Here is a 17,467-nt window from a genome sequence, read left to right on the forward strand (position 1 = left end):
AGATCATCTCCTTCGGCTCATTCGCCATTTCTGCACCGGATGTAAGTATTCAGGACGCGTTTTCATCCATGGTAAGGGAGCTCTTATGAACAGATCCTTCCATTCTTTGAGATAGAAAGGAGCGACCGGTGCAAAGTAAGGTTGCTTCAATGAACTTAACCCATTCAAGTGGGCGAGAATACCGATTGCACCGAGTAGAATGCCGAACAAACCGAGATAAGCAGCGAGGAGCAGTAAAATAAATTGCAAGAGCGAATTGGATTTCGTGACTTCGTAATTGGGTACTAAAAAAGAAGCAATGGCGGATATGCCCACGAGTACGATCAAGACATTACTGGCAAAACCAGCTTCGACTGTGGCTTGACCGATGACGATCCCACCAATGACTCCCAACGTTTGTCCTGACTTCGTTGGCATTCGCAGACTGGCTTCCTTTATAATTTCCAAAGTGATCAACATGAGGAACGCTTCCCAAAAGGGGCTGAATGGCAGTTTGCTTCGTGATTCCAACAAGACGAAGAGGATCTGCAAGGGAATCATCTGGTAATGATGCGTAGTCACGGCGACATAAAACGGAATCAACGTGACGGAAATGATAAAGCTCAGATACCGGATGCAACGCAAAAAACTAGAAATAATCCAACGTAAAAAATAATCCTCTGGTGATTGAAAGAGATGAAAAAAGGTGATAGGGGCAATTAAGGCATAAGCCGTGTTGCCTACCATAATCACGAGTTTGCCGATCCCCAATGAAAAAGCACAGGAATCCGGACGATCCGTTTCCTGAAACTGAGGAAAGACGCTATGCTTATGATCTTCCATAAAGGCAGCGACTTGTGAGGAGTCCAAAAATTGATCAAAATCAATCGATGCTATTTTCTTGCGAGCGATGGAAACATAGTCCGGATTGGTGATTCCTTCGATGTACAGGATGACGACCTCTGTTTTACTGATGGAACCAATCGTAAAAGACTCCGTTTTAAGATTCATCAGTGGGATTCGTCTGCGAATCATCGTGATATTTTGTTCCAACAGTTCACTAAAGCTGTCTTTTGCGCCATAGATAATGGTTTCCGTACCAGATTGCTGGATGGAACGACTCAAGGTATTTTGCAGGGGGACCGCCCAAAATTCCTCATGATCCATACCGTACAGGATCACATCTCCGCGCAGGAGGTGGGTTTCCGCCTCTTCTAACGTGATCATTCGAGAAACTTTGGAGGATATCATATACTCGTGGATCGTCAGGTGGGAGCTGGAGATTAGTGGTTCGACAATCGCTTCATTTAATCGCTCTAGATTAACTAGCGATCTTATATAGAGCATCATCACCTGCTGGCCGTTATTCGTTTGTCGTTCGATGATTTCCGCTTCGTCGATATTGGCTAATACCCGTTTCAAATTATCCAGTGTGACAGGGGTTTGACAGGTAGTAGATGGAATTGTTTTTGTGGGATCATTATTGTTCTTATTTTTTTTCGAAAACATCAGTATCCATCACCTTGAGGTTCTATTTTAATGAGCGATTTAGCAAAAAGTGTAAATCTCTTAACCAATGTTAGTATGGTCTGAACGCATTCTTTTATCCAATACCATGATTTCTTCACAAGTTTGGTTTACTCTGTAGATAGAATGGTTGATGAGAGGAGTCCTGCGATTTCATGGAGTGGTTAACAAACGTAGAGGGATTGGCAGAATGGATTCGCTCGTGGGGAATTCTCGGTATTATGGGGAGTATTGTCCTCAACATTATCATCAGTGTGGCAGGGGTGCTTCCTTCCATCTTTTTGTCAGGGGCAAATGCGATTGTCTATGGGCTGGTGGGTGGTTTCTTCGTTTCATTAACAGGAGAAGTGCTGGGAGCGACAGTAGCCTTTCTCTTGTATCGATACGGAATACAGAAATCAAAGGGTCTGAAAAAGCTGGAGAAGTTTTCGTGGATCCACACGATCAATGGGGCGTCTCGTTTTCGCAAAGGTTTGGCTATCGTCTTATTGCGGATGAATCCTTTAATCCCGTCTGGTGTCATCAATCTGGGAGCTGCTCTGACGACGATTTCGTTTCCGGATTTTCTGCTGGCTACTTTTTTAGGGAAAATTCCTTCGATGGTTTTTGAGACATTTGTTGGACATGACCTAGTCTATCTTTCAGAGAACAAGTATCGATTGATCTTCTCCTTGCTGGCAGGCTCTCTCGTCTTTCTGCTTTTTTGGAGAAAAGAGAAAAGCCGCTCACTTAGGTAATCCTTTGCCATTTTTTTCGATAGGCTAGTGGGGTCATCTCCGCCCGTTGTTTGAAAAGGTTGATAAAATGGCTGACATTGTCCACCCCCGTTTGGTGGGCAATCGCTGCGATCGTTAGATCCGAATAGGTGAGCAGTTCTTTTGCATACGTAATTCGTCGATGAATCAAATACTCGTTTGGGGTATAGCCTGTGTATTTTTTACATTCGCGTAATAGGTGATACTTGCTGATGGCATGCTGGCTGGCAAGCTGATCGAGAGAGATTTTCTCCTGAAACCGTTTATCCAGATCCGAAATGATTTTCTGGATATGGGCGGGGAGAAAGGCTTCTGCAGCTTGCGGAGGACTCGTTGCGAGAAGGAGCTCAGTCAAAATATCTACGAGGTATTTAGACGATAGAGGCTCTGTGCGAACGTCGTTTTGACGATTGGCTTCCAGCAGCTGATCGATGATTACGGGGATAGGACTGTTATCATCTACAGAAATGACGGGAGAACCGTTTTTGAGAAATTGCTCGTAGTAGCCGCGACTGCTGCTTCCGTTAAAATGAACCCATGCCATTTCCCACAAGTCATTTTTATCTGTATTGTAGAACTGATAATTGTGACAATCGATGAAGAACACGTGATGGGGTCGAAGCTCGTATTCGTGGTTTCGATAGCGCAAATATCCTTTTCCAGCCAGCGTGTAGACGACCAGAAACGAGTTCAAATGCTGCCGTTCCGTAAAATACGTCGGCAGAGTGCGGAAATGGCCGACTTCCTGTACGTAAAAATAGGTGGATTTGGCTACTAGACTTGGGGTCGCTATGATTCGGACAGAGTCGTTTGTCCAATCATGAGCGGCTTTTTCCATGTAGATCCCCATACGTCCCTCCTTTGAGCAAGATACTGTTATGAATGAACAACATGCATGGATGTATCTTCCATTGTAAGCGAATACAATGAACGCATAAAGCTTGTATTTTTCGCTAGGAGGATGGCAATGACGATTCTTCAACCGATTAAACCCATTAAAAAAGCACGTATTGGTCTCTATACGATTGGATTGGCAGCTTATTGGAATCAGTTTCCCGGACTGAAGGAACGACTCCTGGAGTACGGACGTTTTTTGGAGACCAAAATGTCCGAGTACGGCGAGGTCTATTTTTACGGGCTGGTAGATACCGAAGGAGAAGGAAGGAGAGCGGGCGAGTGGTTCAACGAAAAGAACGTCGATCTGATTTTCTGTCATTCTGGGACGTATTGCACCAGCTCGGCAGTTCTTCCGGTGCATCAAATTTGCAAAGCACCCGTTGTGGTACTGAATTTACAGCCAGCCGCGAGAATCAACTATGAGCAGACGACGACAGGGGAATGGCTGGCGCATTGCGGAGCGTGCCCGGGACCGGAAATATCCAATGCTTTTGCGAGAGCAAATATTTCATTTCGTGTGATCAATGGATTGCTCGGTCTCGATTACACGCCAGCTATTTCGTTGACTCGTGAAAAAACGAGTGATCATATGGCGGCAAAGCGTGCTTGGAAGTCAATCGAAGAATGGATTCGCGCTGCTTCCGTTCCCCGTACGTTGCGGCATAGCCGATTTGGATTTCTCGGAAATACGTATAACGGCATGCTGGATATGTACAGTGATTTCACGATGATCCAGGCTCAGACAGGGTTGCATGTGGAGATCGTGGAAATGTGTGATTTAGAACGGATGCTGCGGGATGTGACCGAAGCTGAGGTAAAGGCCAAGCTAGCGGAAGTGCGCGAGATGTTTACCATCAGTGAGGATTCACCGGCAGATCCTATCGCCAAGCGCCCGACCGACGAGCAGATGCAGTGGTCCTGCCGAGTCGCAGCTGCACAGGAAAAGCTGGTTCGCGAATATGATCTGGATGCGCTCACGTATTACTATCACGGTGCTCCGGGCAATGAGTATGAAAAGCTGCAAGGTGGCTTTATCGTGGGGCATTCGCTGTTGACCGCCCGTGGCATTCCGTGTGCGGGCGAGGGAGATCTCAAGACGGCTATCGCCATGAAGATTTGCGATACACTCGGTACAGGAGGCAGTTACTCGGAGATCGTGGTTGTGGATTACGAAGACGAGACGATCCTTCTCGGACACGACGGCCCGTTTCATATCGCCATCTCGGAAGGAAAACCATTGCTGAGAGGCATGGGGCTTTACCACGGTAAGCAAGGTACGGGAGTGTCCGTGGAAGCAAAGGTAAAAACAGGCCCAATCACGACGCTAAACGTGACCCAGACCGGGGACGGTAAACTAAAAATGATCATTAGCGAAGGCGAGTCGACGAACGGCCCAATCATGAAAATCGGAAATACCCAGACACCAGTCAAATTCCGCAAGCACCCGGATGAGTATATGGAGCAGTGGTTCTATGAAGCTCCTACCCATCACTGCGCCATGGCAATCGGACATCAAGCAAAGCTGTTTCAGAAGGCAGGAGAACTGCTAGGAATGGTCCATGTGACGTTATAGCCGTAGGAAAGCGAGCCAGGGGAAGATTATCTGGCTCTTTTGTACGTGGTAATCGAGATCGATCGGTTGCAAAAAAACAAACAAAAAACCAAAAAAAATCCTGCGTCCTCCTGCAAAGCTGGTATAATCAAAACTATACAAATAATCACGTCAAGACAAACTTGCGATCATTATACAAGGGAAAGAGGATGACAATGCTTGTAGCGGAAAGACACGAAAAGATTGTCCGTCTGGTCAACGATAGAGGAAGTATTCGCGTCTCGGAATTGAGTGATATCTGTCAAGTGACGGAAGAGACTATTCGCAGAGACCTTGATCGACTGGAGGAAGCGGGACGGCTGCTCCGAAGTCATGGTGGCGCAGTCAGCATCACGGACCATCAACCGGAAATTCCTTATATCGAGCGCGAAATTACCCAGATGGAGGAGAAGAAACGCATCGCGAGAAAAGCAGTCTCCTACATCGAGCCAAACGACCGAATTATTCTGGATGCGAGTACGACCGCATGGTATATGGCTTCAATCATTCCGGATATCCCGCTTACCGTTCTGACGAATTCGATCAAGGTAGCGATGGAACTGAGCTCGAAGGAAAAAGTCGAAGTCATCTCGACTGGAGGCAAGCTCGCTCCTCGATCCCTCTCTTTTTTGGGACCGAGCGCGGAACGTTCCTTGGACCAGTATCATGTTGACAAGGTGTTTCTCTCCTGCAAAGGCATCCATCTGGAACGGGGAATCAGTGAATCGAATGAAATGCAGGCGTTAGTAAAGAAAAAGATGATTGGAATCTCAGATAAGGTATACTTGCTTGCGGACACCAGCAAATTTGGCGTCCAGGCTTTTACCTATTTCGCGGAGCTGAGACAGATTGATGAAATCATCACCGATAACGAGATCGATCCGCTCTCATTACGACAATTGGAAGAGAAGGCGGTATCTGTGATCGTCGCACCATAACAATCGAGTGGATAAGGTGTACTGATTAAGTACGCCTTTTTTTCTTCAAATTTGCAGAAATATTTTTTGAATCGAGAAGGAAATCAGAAGAATACAACGAATGCATACATACAGAACATAAATAATAAAATATAAACAAAAACAAAACAAAGTCATTGAGCACCTTTGAAGTTGTCCGAACTCTTTTGTTGTCTCTTTTTTTAGATCGTGACTCATTCCTTTAAAACTAGACAACAGTTTCATGGAAAAGAATTCCTGAAAAGGTGCCTATGGCAGATTTGATTGACCGGACTCATACGTATCCAAAAACAAACAAAACAAGATGTAGATGAACGGGTACAAACAAAAATGAATCGTTTTAACCGCTTTATGAGAGCGCTTACTTCTTTGAGGAGTGTTCTTGGCTTCGATACTTAGCAGTCCTCGTGACTGTTTCGTATACATAATGGAAGATAAGGGGAGGAGCACAAATGAAGAAGTTCTTCACATCGTGTCTGTCTTTATTGCTCGTGGCTACCGTTATGGTCGGCTGCAGTACTCAGGCACCAAAACCGGCTGACAACGCAGGAGGCGCAGACGGCGGTAAAAAGAGATTTGCCATTATCTTTAAAAACACGGGGAACCCGTATGGGGAGAAACAAATGGAAGGCTTCAAGATCGCCATCGAGGAGCTCGGCGGTGAAGCGATCCTGAAAGCTCCTGACCAGCCTACAGCCGAGGCGCAAATTCAAATGATTGAAGAACTCATATCTCAAAAAGTAGATGCTATCGCAGTTGTAGGGAACGATCCTGATGCCCTGCAGCCTGCTCTGAAGAAAGCGATGGATGCTGGCATCAAGGTATTGTCGCTCGACTCTGCAGTTAATGCGCAAAGTCGGATGGTGCATATCAACCAGGCTGACCCAGAACGGATCGGCCGCGTACAAATCCAAGCGGTGAGCGAAATGATTGGCGGCAAGGGCGAAATCGCCGTCCTGAGTGCCACTTCTCAAGCAACCAACCAAAACACTTGGATTGAGTGGATGAAAAAAGAACTGGAAGATCCGAAGTACAAAGATATCAAGCTTGTGAAAGTAGCGTACGGGGATGACTTGCGCGACAAGAGCGTGTCCGAGACAGAAGCACTCTTGAAATCTTATCCGGATTTGAAAGCCATTATTGCCCCTACCACAGTAGGGATCGCAGCTGCAGGGAAGGTCTTGACTGATAAAGGACTCAAAGGAAAAATCCAACTGACAGGTCTCGGATTACCAAGTGAAATGGCGGAATACATCGAAAGTGGTGTCTGCCCATGGATGTACCTGTGGAATCCAGTTGATGTAGGCTATCTGTCTGGTTTCGCAGCAGATGCACTAGTCAAAGGTACCATCACAGGAAAAGCGGGAGAGAAATTTAAAGCAGGTCGCTTGGGTGACAAAGAAATTATCCAGGATGGCGATGGAACACAAATCATGCTAGGTGACCCGTTCAAGTTTGATTCGGGCAACATCGCTGAATGGAAAAAAGTTTACTAAGATACAAGAAACAAAGCGTGGTGGATGGACAGGAAGTCTATGTCTTGTCTGCCACGTTTTTTTGTTGGTCTGTTTCCAACAAAACCCGTTGATTTTTCCAAATTATAATATTACATGTAGAATAAAGAGTCGGAAAACAGGGAGGCGTTTTGCTTGGCAACACTCGTCTATCATGTAGCCGTTTCGCTTGACCACTTCATTGCCGATCCTGAAATGATGGACGGAAAAATCGACCGGTCTCTTTTCATGTTCGAAGGAGACCATGTGCCAGACTTTTTAGCAGATATTCAGCAATACGCTGCGGTGTTGATGGGCAGAAAAACGTACGAGTTTGGATTTCTGTTTGGTGCGAAGCCTGGCGAACCAGGTTATAAAGGGATCAAGCACTATATTTTATCCAATTCCTTGCAGTTTGAGTCGAACGACGAAGTTGAGCTGATCCAAGGTGATGCAGTAGCGTTTATCCGAGACCTGAAGGAACGAGAAGACGGAAAGCTGTGGCTGTGTGGGGGTGGTGAGTTGGCGGGGGCATTACTCAACGAAAAGCTCATCGATCAATTGGTACTGAAAGTGAATCCGGTGTTCGTTGGTCAAGGTGTGCCCATGTTTGGTAGTGTCAAGCCACGCATGGCACTCGAGCTGTCAGATCTGAAACGCTATTCGTCTGGCGTATTGAAAACCACGTATGATATTCGTTATACATAAACCCAAAAGAACAGCCCGAAGAGGTAGCTTTCACATTGCGCGATTTTTATGGCGTCTACCTTAATAAATGTACAAGGAAAGGGACCCTCACCATGGGGGTCCCTTTAGCCGTCTGTTCGCTATTTTGTAGCAAGCCGTGCTTCTGATGTTTTCTGCTTCGTACCTTGTACAGCTTCGTCCGGTCTTTTGTAACGGATCAAGATAGCCGTAGCCAATAGCGCGAGACCGTTGATGATAAAGACGATGCGGATGGGGATGAGACCACCCATCACGCCACCGATAACAGGGCCCAGCATCGTTGCAATTTGCGTGGAGGACTGGTTGAGACTGAATGCCCTGCCACGGAAGTCTGGATCGGTCACTTTGACGATCATCGCATTGATGGAAGGATAGACGGCCGCGAAAAACAGACCGTATACGAAACGTAGGATCCCAAAGCCGTACAAATTCGTGAAGAAGAATTGCAGCAGGTTCCCGATGGCACCACCGATCAGCCCGATGAACAATATCTTGGAGTAACCGACACTTGATCCGAGTTTGCCCCATCGCGGAGCTGCAATGACCGTTGCAATCCCGACAGAGGCGAAAATGATCCCGGCGCTGAGTGATGCGTCCTTTTGAGATGCGCCCAGCTGCAAGACATAGACGGTCAACAATGGTTCTAGCAACATCACGGACATCGTCACAATCAAGCTCAATCCCAATATGGACATGAGCGGTTTGTTCGCGATGGCGGACCGCAAATCCTCGCGTACGTGGGAACGAGGTCCAGAACGGTTGATATTGGTTTCTTTCACCATAAAAGTGGCGATGAGAGCGGCGACTAGTACGACGATGCCGGAAAATATAAAGGCTTCCCTGTTTCCCCACAAATGGCTGACGACTCCGCCAATGAGAGGGCCGATAATGCCTCCGGTTGCCCCTGCCGTCGCCATGACACCCAGCGCATATCCAACGTGTTTTTCAGGAGTATTCGTAGCGACCAGCGCGATGGAAGCAGGTACAAACCCTGCCAGGAGGCCTTGGAAAATGCGCAGGACGAGAAACGAATAAGGGTCGGTAATGAAGTAGGTGACAAAATACAACACAGATAAACTGAAACCAGACCGGATCAGCATGGGCTTACGGCCATATTTATCTGCGAGCGAACCCCAATATGGGGAAATCAAGGCACTCGCTAGAAAAGTAATGCCGAATGAGATACCAGACCAAGCTTCCAGATGTTCATTGACTCCGAGAGAAGTGTGAAGGAAGATGGGCAAAAACGGTATCGCGATGGAATAGGCTGTGCTGCAAAAAAAGACGCCAACCCACAGTACATATAAGTTTCGTTTCCAGGAAAAATCCATCTTTCTGTCACAACCTTTGCAGTAAAAAAGCAGGATACTCGCATTGATTATTCTAGCACTGCTAATACCCCCTGACTAATAAAGAAATGCGATCATTCTTATGCCAAAGTGAAATAAGCAAAAACTGGGTGAAAAACTTGACGGTCGATTTCGGGTATTGGAAACTAGTTTTAGTATCATCGGACGCAACCCGTTTTACCAAAAAGGAGGACGAATCGATGAGGGCGATTGTAGTAGAAAGACCAGGTGGTCCAGAAGCACTGAAGCTAGTGGAAGTTCCGACTCCTACTCCGGGAGAGGGAGAATTGTTAGTCCGGGTAAAGGCAGGGGCAATTAACCGAACGGATATTTTGGCGAGAAAGGGAGTAGGGTCTGCCTATAAAAAAGCAACATCCCGTCTGGGGGTGGAAATGGCAGGAGTTGTAGAAACAGTAGGTGCAAATGTCGGAGGATGGCAAGCAGGCGATAAAGTGATGGGCCTGGTTAGTGGAGGCTATGCCGAGTACGCCGTTATTCCAGCCGATCGTGCCATGCCCATTCCAGATAATCTGAGTTTCATCGAAGCAGCGGCAATTCCGGAAGTATTTCTTACGGCGTACCAAACACTGTACTGGATCGGCAAGCTGCAAGAAGGGGAAACCGTGCTCATTCACGCGGGGGCAAGTGGTGTCGGTACAGCTGCGATCCAATTGGCGAAGCAGGTGAGTAAAGCTACCGTAATCGTGACGGCAGGAACCGATGAAAAATTGTCTTATTGTAAACAATTGGGGGCCGATCACGCCATTCATTACAAGCAGGTTTCTTTTGACGAGGAAGTAACGAGGCTCACAAAAGGAAAGGGAGCCAATCTGATTCTCGATTTAATCGGCGCTCCTTACTGGAACAAGAACATTCAAAGCGCGAGTATGGATGGTAGAGTGGTCTTGATTGGAACACTCGGGGGCAAAGAAACGGGACCGATCGACCTGTTTGAGCTGATGGGCAAAAGACTTCAAATCACAGGGACCTTGCTGACTCCACGGAGCGACGAGTACAAGGCGTCATTAAGTCAGGAATTAGCTGATCGCATTCTACCGTTGTTCGCGTCCGGAGCGATAAAGCCTATTATCGATAAGGTGTTTCCTTTGGAAGAGATTCACAACGCCCATAGGCGGATGGAAGCCGATGAAAACATCGGAAAGATCATCTTCCAGGTAGGAGATCAAGAATAACAGGTCAAAAGCACTGAGTCTTTCCTCTCAAAAATTGCCGATTCGATTGAGCAAGCGCTCAAACCGAGTTATGATAGTCAATAGACATAACTTTCAGACAATTACGAGCTATCCTCCATTTTAGGAAAAGGTGGGTTCGACATGGCGAATGATTGGGAAGAATCGGCATCCATGAGAGGGGAAAGTCCCGTAGAGCATGTCACGGAGAGTGTTTCTCGTCGTACATTTTTGCAGAAGACCGCTATGCTCGGTTTGGCAGCGGCAGTTCCAGGTTCGTTGCTGACGCTGTCTGCGATGGCTGAGGAGAAACCGGAGAACAAAGCGGTAGCAAGTACTGGCCTAGTCTCTGCAGCAGTGAAACTCGCAGAGGGAAGTATCGTGGATGTGCCAGGTGTGAAAGTTGGACAAGTATCGGATGAAAAGGCTCTGACAGGATGTACGGTAATCGTTTTGGAAAAAGGGGCAGCATGCGGCGTCGATGTCCGAGGCTCAGCTCCAGGAACGCGCGAAACGGACTTGCTCAATCCCATTAATTCAGTACAGGAGGTCAATGCGGTCGTATTGACTGGTGGTAGTGCCTACGGATTGGATGCTGCGAGCGGGGTTATGCGCTATTTGGAAGAACAGGGACAAGGGTACAACGTAGGTGTTGGCGTCGTCCCCATTGTACCGGCAGCCGTCATCTTTGACCTGTCGATAGGTAGTTCCAAAATCCGTCCAGACCAGCAGATGGGCTACGAGGCAGCACGGAGCGCAAGTAAGCAGCAGGTCCAGCAAGGGAATGTAGGAGCGGGAACAGGGGCGACCGTAGGCAAATTGGCGGGAATGAAACGAGCGATGAAAGGCGGGCTGGGGTCAGCCTCACGCCGCCTTCCGAATGGACTAGTCGTGGGAGCTATTGTAGCGGTAAATGCAGTAGGCGAGGTCCGCTCTCCTCTCACAGGCGAAATTCTGGCAGGTGCCAGAGACGACGCTGGGAACATCCGCGATAGCATGTCTTGGATGATCGACGCTAGTACTCCGCCGGCGCCGTCAGGAACCAACACAACCATTGCTGTCGTAGCTAGTAATGCCAATCTGAACAAAGTCCAAGCGAATAAAATCGCACAAATGGCTCATAACGGGTTGGCGAAAACGATACATCCTGTACATACCATGAGTGATGGCGACACGGTTTTTGCCGTAGCAACGGGTGGAGTCGATGCATCGGTGAATCTGGTAGGAGCCCTGTGTGTGGAGGTGCTGGCAGAGGCTGTCGTCAATGCGATCTTGTCGGCAAAAGGAGCAGGTGGCGTTCCTGCATATCAGGACTTGCAGGTCAAACGGTAACCGAATACGAGAAGGTCCGAAACCCTCAGGAACACCTCCTGAGGGCTTCTTTTGCACAAAAACATCTCGTGGAATGATTGCTGAAAAAGCGGCGCAGGCATGTGCCTATTCATCGGGTGCATGCCGTTCCACGAGAGGCGTGGATGGATATATTGACTAGCAGAGACGTGGTTAACCTGAAGAGGAGAAAGGGGAATGCCAGTGCCGTATAATTCATCAAAATGGGCGCTACACAAGTACTACTCTCGTTCGTCCAATCTGCGTAATTACCTCCCGCCTACAGCCATTTTGTCGAAAAAGACCCTATCTTCATTCTTAAGCCGTTATTCCTCCGTTTATATCAAACCTGACAGGGAGCACACAGGAACAGGCATCATTCGTGCCTGGAAAAAAGGTGGACGCTATTCGTTTGTGAAAGTCAAAGGGAAGGAAAAGTATAGTCGTTCCGTAATAGGACTCTATAAACGGATCAGGCAAAGCAATGGAAGTGGACGACATATCATCCAAAAAACCATCCCATTGGCAAAAGTGAACGGAAGACGCTTTGATATTCGTGTCATGATGATGCGAAATGCTTCGGGAAACTGGGAGTATGCAGCGATGCTGGCAAAGGTCGCAGGAAAAGGCAGCATCATTTCCAACGTCCGCAGAGGGGGAGGATATGCGTTAAAGGTCGAGTCAGCACTTGCCCACTCTCTGTCAAAGAAAAAAAGTGCCGAGGTAAAACAGAGACTCATCCGTCTCGGCTATCAGATCAGCAACCACTTTAATCACTTTAAAAGTCGTTCCCAGCTAGGTATTGATTTTGCAGTCGACGAATCAGGGCGCATTTATTTGATTGAGGTCAACCATGAGTTTCCTTCGCATGTGCTCTTCTTGAGGCTAAAAGACAAATCCTACTTTCACAACATTAGAAGGCTGGCACGCGCATACAAAAAGCGAAAGTAGCCGCTAATGTTTGCTACAATGACCTGAGTCTCTCAGGTCTTACCTCTGGCATCCGTGAAACAAGCCTATCTGCATTCAGGATACATAGATTTCAATTGGTTCCTTGTCTTTTCCGATATGATTACGCTTGAACGAAATTTCTCCGATTTCCCTCGTCCTTCTGAGATGTGCCCCACCGCATGCTATTTTTCCAAACGCTTGAATTTCCCAGAATCTGCGTTCGTTTTCGGAATCACTACTGGTTCACTTCCAAATGTAAAATGAAAGGTATACGAATACAATAAATTCCAAGAAAAGAGTCGCTCTCTAACAAAATTGCCTTTATAATGAAAATGATTATCAAAGGTGAATGATAAGAGAGGAGTTGCTCACATGCTTCGCCGTTTTTTTTCCTATTATCGGCCCTATAGAGGATTATTTCTTCTTGATTTTACGTGTGCGATCCTAGCCGGATTGCTCGAGCTAGGCTTTCCACTCGCGGTAAACATGGTAGTCGATCAACTGCTGCCAAGTAAAGATTGGCCGTTGATCATATGGGCATGCCTTGGACTGCTCGTGATGTACATTCTCAATGCGGGTATGAATTACGTAGTTACGTATTGGGGACACATGCTCGGGATCAACATCGAGACCGACATGCGTAAAAAACTGTACGACCACATCCAAAAGCTCTCATTTCGTTTCTTTGACAATACCAAGACGGGACATCTCTTATCCAGGTTGACGAACGATTTGATGGAAATCGGTGAGGTTGCTCACCATGGACCTGAGGATTTGTTTATCGCAGTCATGACACTGATTGGTGCATTCTGCCTGATGTTTAGCATCAATGAGGAAATGGCGCTTATGACATTCCTCGTCATCCCGATCATGATCTGGCTCGTCATCCACTTTAACCGGAAAATGACATCTGCCTTTCATCGCATGTACGGCGATATGGCAGATTTTAATGCTCGTGTGGAAGACAATGTGGGCGGTATTCGTGTCGTTCAGGCTTTTGCGAACGAAGCTTATGAAAATGGTCGCTTTGCCGAAAATAATCTGCGTTTCCGCTTGACCAAGCTTTTGTCATATAAGATCATGGCGCAAAACGCTTCGGTCAGTTACATGATGATGCGACTGGTTACCTTGTTTGTCCTGATTTGTGGTAGCTGGTTCGTCTTGCAAAATCAGCTGACCTACGGGGAGTTCGTCGCCTTCTTGCTCTTGACGAACGTATTTTTCCGGCCGATGGAAAAAATTAATGCCATTATTGAGAGTTATCCAAAAGGGATTGCGGGCTTTCGTCGGTACGTTGAAATTATGGACACGGAGCCAGATATCACAGATGCTCCAGATGCTGTTGAAGTAGAAAAGCTGCGTGGAGACATTCAGTATAAAGGTGTGTCGTTCAGCTACGATCGCGAATCAAACATTTTACAGAATATCGATTTAAAGATTCACGCTGGAGAAACGATTGCTTTCGTAGGTCCTTCGGGAGCAGGGAAGACCACACTTTGCAGTTTACTTCCGCGCTTCTATGAAATCGATGGTGGCAGTATCACCATTGACGGGATCGATATACGCCAAATGAAATTGTCTTCCTTGCGTAGCCAGATCGGAATTGTTCAACAGGATGTCTTTCTGTTTTCCGGAACGATCCGGGAGAATATTATCTACGGTAACCAGTCTGCGACGGAAGAAGAAATCTGGGATGCAGCACGACGGGCAAGGCTGGATGAGTTTATTCGTTCTCAGCAGGATGGATTGGAGACAATCATTGGGGAGCGCGGAGTGAAACTTTCTGGTGGACAAAAACAACGTCTGGCGATCGCGCGCATGTTTTTGAAAAACCCACCGATCCTCATCCTGGATGAAGCGACTTCTGCCTTGGATACAGAAACGGAATTGGCCATCCAGCAGTCTTTGGCGGAATTGTCCATTGGACGAACCACACTGGTTATTGCCCATCGTTTGGCGACAATCAAAAATGCTGACCGAATCATGGTGGTCACGGAAGAAGGTATCTCCGAACAAGGTAGCCACGATCAATTGTTGAGGCAAGAAGGCATCTACAATCGACTGTATCAGGCTCAGTTTGGTACATACGTCGAACAGTCGCAAACAGCTTTCTCCAGTTAAGATGTTTCATTAATCGTTTCATGAGGTTCGGCTCGATCTCTGGTCGAGCCGTTTTTCTTTGCCATAGGTTTGAGGGACCGAAAAACTAGACAGGCTGTATATTCATCCTATAAAGTAAAAAGGAGAACTCATTTACCAAAATTAATACTATTTTATAAAGGGATTTTTCGTTGTGGGTACAGGTATTTGCAAATTTATGAGGAGGGAAGTGGTCCGCATTGCAGACTTGGTACCAAAGGGACGAAGCATCTGAGTCAGATGATAGTGAAAGCGACCTACTGCGCGCTTTGGTTCGGCAGGAGCTATTCCTCCATTATCAGCCGGTAGTCGACTTGAAATCAGGAAAAATCATTGGTGTAGAGGCGCTGCTTCGCTGGAATCACCCGGAGGGGGGTGTCCAATTGCCGAAAGACTTTCTTACGATCGCGGAAAAAGGGGGAGCCATCCCCTCGATCGAGGAATGGATTTTGCATACTGCATGCAAGCAAAATAAGAAATGGCAAGAAGAGGGGCTTTGTCCATTCATCGTCTCTGTCAATATTTCGGCATTTCCTTTGATTCAGGCTGATCTTGTACAGGCAGTTGAAAATGCGTTACTGGACAGCAAGCTCGAACCAAAATATTTGGAGCTGGAAATTACAGAAAAAATGGCGATGGATGCGGATCGAACACTAGATATTTTGTTCCAGCTAAAGCGGCTTGGAGTTTCGATCAGTATCGATGATTTCGGAAGAGGATACAGCTCGTTGAACTACCTCAAGCGATTCCCTATCGATAAGTTAAAAATTGACCAACCATTTGTGCAGCACAGCATGGAAGACGAGACAGAAGAATCGGTCGTGAAGACGATTATCGGAATGGCCAAAAACCTCCGACTTCAGGTCGTAGCAGAGGGAGTAGAGACTCAGGAGCAACTGGTTTTTTTGCAACAAAATTTATGTGATGCGGCACAAGGTCACTTGATCAGCAAGCCGGTTTCTGCTGAAAGGCTGGTTGAGATTTATACACGAGTACAGGAGATTGTTCCAGACAAAGGAATCGGACCTGATCAAATTGAACAGCTACGGAAGAGGGAGGCTTTTTCTCAGGCGCGATTAGAGCTGAGTGAGGCATTGAAAAATCAGCAAGGAATGACATTCAAATTCGTTAAACTAGAAAACCGGTACATACATACCCTTTGCGAAGGAGAACTCATGAATCGGATGGGGATTCTCTCTGAGCAGATCGTTGGAAAAGAATTAATAGAAATCTTAGATCCAGCTGAAGCAGCTAGGAAAACGAATTACTACGAGCGAGCGTGGAATGGAGAGCAATACGTCAATTACGAAGGCTATATAAACGGAGTCAATTATATTGCTGCCTTGCGTCCGATTTATCAAAGTGGAAAAGTAAAAGAAGTCATTGCATCCTGCGTCGATATTACCGAATTGAAAAAAACAGAAGAAGCTCTGCGGGCGAGCGAAGCAAAATACCGTTTGATCGCGGAAAACATGTCGGATATCATTGTGGTTCTCGATCAAGGTGGGATCATTACATACATGTCTCCAGCAGTTTCATCGGTTTTGGGTGTTACACCTGAGGAATTGCAAGATCAACACATTCTGAATTTCATCTTGCCAAAAGAGAAAGAAAAGGTGCATCAAGCAGTTGAGGAAATGATAGAGTGGAAGCTTCCCAAGCAACTCTCTTTTTCTAGTACACACCGTAATGGCTCCAAAGTCATTCTCGAAGCGAAAGGAACCCCCGTGCTCGATAGTCAAGGCGAGGTTCAGCAAATCATCCTGATTATCCGAAACATCACAGCGCAAGTCCACGCGGAAGAGTTTTTGCGGAAAATAGATAGGCTCGCTGCTGTAGGTCACCTCGCCGCAGGAGTTGCCCACGAGATTCGCAATCCAGTTACATCCATCAAAGGCTTCGTCCAGCTATTGAAACAAGATCACGGGAAGCAAGAGTATTTTGACATTATGCTTGCGGAGTTTCAGCAATTAGAGAACATCCTGCGCGAATTTGTGTTTCTGACACAGGAGCGCTCGTCTTCCTATGAGCAGGTATCGGTGGGGACTATTCTGGATAACGTGATGGCTCATTTACAAGAAAAGTCTCTGCATCATAAAATTAAGATCGATCTAACGGGAGAGCAGGAAATAATAATCTGGTGTGACCCAACCCAAATTCGTCAACTCTTTATCAACATCCTGTCCAATTCAATCGAAGCCATGCCCAATGGGGGAATGATCCAGGTCAGTGTCCTCCCGGAAGGTCATGACAAGGTGATGATTCGAATTGTGGATGAAGGCTGTGGTATGAGTGAGGAACGGTTAAAGCGGCTGGGTGAACCCTTTTACAGCACAAAGGAAAAAGGAACTGGCCTCGGCCTCATGATCAGTTATAAAATTATGGAGTATCACCAAGGCTATATTCATTTTTCCAGTGAGCCACAACAAGGGACAACAGTAGAAGTCGTTTTTCCATTAGACAAGGTCCGATCAGCTACTTGATCGGACCTTACTTTTATTTACCACCATATTTGGTTGGAGGGTTCCCGTACTGTTGCCGGATGGCCACAAGCAATCGAAGCCATGCTTCTGGTAGTTTTTGTG

The 17,467-nt window shown here is 46.8% G+C and carries 13 protein-coding genes; 10 read left to right on the top strand and 3 right to left on the bottom strand.

Features of this window, described 5'->3' with window-relative positions; translation table 11 throughout:
- Positions 1 to 3: 3 nt before the first annotated feature.
- Positions 4 to 1,488: a spore germination protein gene (locus AN963_RS06750; protein WP_055743744.1), complete on the bottom strand. Its 1,485-nt coding sequence runs from the start codon at positions 1,486 to 1,488 to the stop codon at positions 4 to 6.
- Positions 1,489 to 1,661: 173 nt separating this feature from the next.
- On the opposite strand from AN963_RS06750, the gene AN963_RS06755 reads away from it, so the two are divergent.
- On the top strand, positions 1,662 to 2,243 hold the full coding sequence (locus AN963_RS06755) for a TVP38/TMEM64 family protein (RefSeq protein WP_055743745.1): 582 nt from the start codon (positions 1,662 to 1,664) through the stop codon (positions 2,241 to 2,243).
- Here the strand turns inward: AN963_RS06755 and AN963_RS06760 are convergent.
- On the bottom strand, positions 2,236 to 3,111 hold the full coding sequence (locus AN963_RS06760; protein ID WP_055743746.1) for a helix-turn-helix transcriptional regulator: 876 nt from the start codon (positions 3,109 to 3,111) through the stop codon (positions 2,236 to 2,238). The two genes, AN963_RS06755 and AN963_RS06760, sit on opposite strands and share 8 nt — an antisense overlap.
- A 117-nt stretch (positions 3,112 to 3,228) precedes the next feature.
- Between AN963_RS06760 and AN963_RS06765 the strand changes: the two genes are divergently transcribed.
- From AN963_RS06765 to AN963_RS06780, 4 genes are all read left to right on the top strand, one after another.
- Positions 3,229 to 4,731 (top strand): L-fucose/L-arabinose isomerase family protein, encoded by a 1,503-nt coding sequence (locus AN963_RS06765; protein ID WP_055743747.1) that lies wholly within the window; start codon positions 3,229 to 3,231, stop codon positions 4,729 to 4,731.
- Positions 4,732 to 4,925: 194 nt separating this feature from the next.
- Positions 4,926 to 5,687, top strand: coding sequence for a DeoR/GlpR family DNA-binding transcription regulator (locus AN963_RS06770; RefSeq protein WP_055743748.1), 762 nt, complete (start codon positions 4,926 to 4,928; stop codon positions 5,685 to 5,687).
- Positions 5,688 to 6,157: 470 nt separating this feature from the next.
- Positions 6,158 to 7,201, top strand: coding sequence for a rhamnose ABC transporter substrate-binding protein (gene rhaS, locus AN963_RS06775; protein WP_055743749.1), 1,044 nt, complete (start codon positions 6,158 to 6,160; stop codon positions 7,199 to 7,201).
- 153 nt (positions 7,202 to 7,354) lie between these two features.
- A complete protein-coding gene (locus AN963_RS06780) occupies positions 7,355 to 7,906 on the top strand; it encodes a dihydrofolate reductase family protein (protein WP_055743750.1) in 552 nt (183 codons plus the stop codon).
- 119 nt (positions 7,907 to 8,025) lie between these two features.
- Here AN963_RS06780 and AN963_RS06785 read toward each other — a convergent pair whose 3' ends face one another.
- Positions 8,026 to 9,255, bottom strand: a complete 1,230-nt coding sequence (locus tag AN963_RS06785; RefSeq protein ID WP_055743751.1) for an MFS transporter — start codon at positions 9,253 to 9,255, stop codon at positions 8,026 to 8,028.
- 218 nt (positions 9,256 to 9,473) lie between these two features.
- On the opposite strand from AN963_RS06785, the gene AN963_RS06790 reads away from it, so the two are divergent.
- From AN963_RS06790 to AN963_RS06810, 5 genes are all read left to right on the top strand, one after another.
- A complete protein-coding gene (locus AN963_RS06790; protein WP_055743752.1) occupies positions 9,474 to 10,466 on the top strand; it encodes an NAD(P)H-quinone oxidoreductase in 993 nt (330 codons plus the stop codon).
- A gap of 141 nt (positions 10,467 to 10,607) precedes the next feature.
- Positions 10,608 to 11,795, top strand: a complete 1,188-nt coding sequence (locus AN963_RS06795; protein WP_152985608.1) for a P1 family peptidase — start codon at positions 10,608 to 10,610, stop codon at positions 11,793 to 11,795.
- 195 nt (positions 11,796 to 11,990) lie between these two features.
- Positions 11,991 to 12,743, top strand: a complete 753-nt coding sequence (locus AN963_RS06800) for a YheC/YheD family protein (RefSeq protein ID WP_055743753.1) — start codon at positions 11,991 to 11,993, stop codon at positions 12,741 to 12,743.
- A gap of 372 nt (positions 12,744 to 13,115) precedes the next feature.
- Positions 13,116 to 14,864: an ABC transporter ATP-binding protein gene (locus AN963_RS06805; RefSeq protein ID WP_055743754.1), complete on the top strand. Its 1,749-nt coding sequence runs from the start codon at positions 13,116 to 13,118 to the stop codon at positions 14,862 to 14,864.
- 218 nt (positions 14,865 to 15,082) lie between these two features.
- The gene (locus tag AN963_RS06810) at positions 15,083 to 17,365 is read left to right on the top strand and encodes an EAL domain-containing protein (RefSeq protein ID WP_083496798.1); all 2,283 of its coding nucleotides are present in this window, start codon (positions 15,083 to 15,085) and stop codon (positions 17,363 to 17,365) included.
- Positions 17,366 to 17,467: the final 102 nt, after the last annotated feature.

It is taken from the genome of Brevibacillus choshinensis, from assembly GCF_001420695.1.
In the GTDB taxonomy this organism is placed as follows: Bacteria; Bacillota; Bacilli; order Brevibacillales; family Brevibacillaceae; genus Brevibacillus; species Brevibacillus choshinensis.

Excerpts from the sequence above, each read along its gene's own strand:
- AN963_RS06750 (WP_055743744.1), bottom strand. The coding sequence starts at position 1,488 with ATGTTTTCGAAAAAAAATAAGAACAATAATGATCCCACAAAAACAATT.
- AN963_RS06755 (WP_055743745.1), top strand. The coding sequence starts at position 1,662 with ATGGAGTGGTTAACAAACGTAGAGGGATTGGCAGAATGGATTCGCTCG.
- AN963_RS06760 (WP_055743746.1), bottom strand. The coding sequence starts at position 3,111 with ATGGGGATCTACATGGAAAAAGCCGCTCATGATTGGACAAACGACTCT.
- AN963_RS06765 (WP_055743747.1), top strand. The coding sequence starts at position 3,229 with ATGACGATTCTTCAACCGATTAAACCCATTAAAAAAGCACGTATTGGT.
- AN963_RS06770 (WP_055743748.1), top strand. The coding sequence starts at position 4,926 with ATGCTTGTAGCGGAAAGACACGAAAAGATTGTCCGTCTGGTCAACGAT.
- rhaS (WP_055743749.1), top strand. The coding sequence starts at position 6,158 with ATGAAGAAGTTCTTCACATCGTGTCTGTCTTTATTGCTCGTGGCTACC.
- AN963_RS06785 (WP_055743751.1), bottom strand. The coding sequence starts at position 9,255 with ATGGATTTTTCCTGGAAACGAAACTTATATGTACTGTGGGTTGGCGTC.
- AN963_RS06790 (WP_055743752.1), top strand. The coding sequence starts at position 9,474 with ATGAGGGCGATTGTAGTAGAAAGACCAGGTGGTCCAGAAGCACTGAAG.
- AN963_RS06795 (WP_152985608.1), top strand. The coding sequence starts at position 10,608 with ATGGCGAATGATTGGGAAGAATCGGCATCCATGAGAGGGGAAAGTCCC.
- AN963_RS06800 (WP_055743753.1), top strand. The coding sequence starts at position 11,991 with ATGCCAGTGCCGTATAATTCATCAAAATGGGCGCTACACAAGTACTAC.
- AN963_RS06805 (WP_055743754.1), top strand. The coding sequence starts at position 13,116 with ATGCTTCGCCGTTTTTTTTCCTATTATCGGCCCTATAGAGGATTATTT.